Source organism: Myroides albus, from assembly GCF_009711045.1.
In the GTDB taxonomy this organism is placed as follows: Bacteria; Bacteroidota; Bacteroidia; order Flavobacteriales; family Flavobacteriaceae; genus Flavobacterium; species Flavobacterium album_A.
The window spans coordinates 1-1,559 of record NZ_WMJX01000110.1 but is presented as its reverse complement, the minus strand read 5'-3'; the positions used below and the strand labels follow the sequence as shown (position 1 = coordinate 1,559).

At 34.3% G+C, this 1,559-nt stretch carries 1 protein-coding gene; it reads right to left on the bottom strand.

Annotated features, from left to right (window positions below; translation table 11 throughout):
* Positions 1-233 precede the first annotated feature (233 nt).
* The gene (locus GJV76_RS15510) at positions 234-1,145 is read right to left on the bottom strand and encodes a hypothetical protein (protein WP_155093484.1); all 912 of its coding nucleotides are present in this window, start codon (positions 1,143-1,145) and stop codon (positions 234-236) included.
* Positions 1,146-1,559: the final 414 nt, after the last annotated feature.

The following is a 1,559-nucleotide window of genomic DNA, read 5'->3' as shown; positions in this document are numbered from 1 at the left end:
ATAAGAAACACAAACTCAAAGGTTGGGTTTTTGATCGTGAAGATGAATAAAGTTTTATAGATAATAAATCAAATATACCGACGATTTTTCGCTTGAAATAGCCAGTCGATAGGGTGGGAATCTAAATAGGACTTAATTGTTAAATCAAAAAAGCCAAGAGTATCACAAAATACGCCTTGGCTTTATTAATTGTATTCGGTCTACTATCACTTAAACGAAGTATAGATGGTAATCTATAGCTCCGTCCAGTTTAATTCTTTTCTATATTTTTCCGTGAGGGTAGGATTCGCTAATTCAATACTTTGTACGTTGTATTCCTCTTTTAAGTAAGGGGGAATATCCTCAACAGATAAGAGTCCGAAGACTTGATTCTTATCCGCAAGGAATTTGATTGAATCTATATTTCTAAACTTTATAATAGGAAGGTCTTTATTGAGATAAGATACTTTATAGTAAGGATAAATCATCTCAAAGAAAATGGTGAAATTTTGTTGAAAATTATGCACTTCGATAAAGTCATAAGGTCTTTGAATTAGTGCAAAGGAATTTGCAGTAGGCATGGAACCAATTGACTCCGAAATGTTGAATAAAGTTTTAGCATTCTCCATATAGTTAAACCTAAACAACCTGCGTATTAATTCACGCTGCTTTTCCTCTATTTCTGAAGAATTGTAAACATCCATTAATGCTTTTGTCATGACTTGATCCTTTTGATGTAGGGAGTTTAACGTGTGAATATCCACTAACTTATCTAGATTATGGGCTAACCATTTCGGATGATTTTCGATATACATCTTTTTGAACCAAGGGGCTAATTCACCAGAGATAATGGCCTGGTAATAATTTTCCTGCCCAGAGAGATAGGAAACATTATAGCCATTGTGGAGCACTAATAATTCCAAAGATGATTGAAAGAAATCAAGATCTTTATATTGAAACATCGCCTCTAGGTTATGATGAAGCACTTCAGGATTGTAGCTACCATCCATATCTTTTAGCGCTAGAATGTCTTTTTTAAGGGCTGTATAATCGGATTCATTTTGAATGTATACATTGTAAATGGTAGAGACTAATGTATCTCGAGGGGTTTGAGCGCTAGCAAAGGCTGCAAAAAATAGGGTAATGAGAGTGAATCTTATTTGCATAGGATATTAGTAATTAGGTTGGTTAGGTTTATAGTCTCTCAAATAGTAGGATAAATTTTGATTAAAAAAAACAACAATATACTAAAAATGAATGGAAGTAGGGGAGGTGTTGTCAGGTGTTTACTGTATGAAGATAAACACCAAAGCCAAGGGATGCTTTTATCCTTGGCTTTGGTGTAATCATTTAATAATCAAACCTTCAGTTTAACGCTCAAATCGAAGTTCTGGAATGCGAACAGAAGTAACATGATAAAATGAATGTGACAAATAATAAGGTTTATTGCATTGTATTCAAAATACGATAAACTACTTCCTTGTTAACGCCCAATTTTCCACGCCAAGCCGAAAGTGGGAAATTGACTTCTGTTCGGTGACTTGGCGCTTCTTGATGGAGTTGTTTCTCCCAAGAAAGTA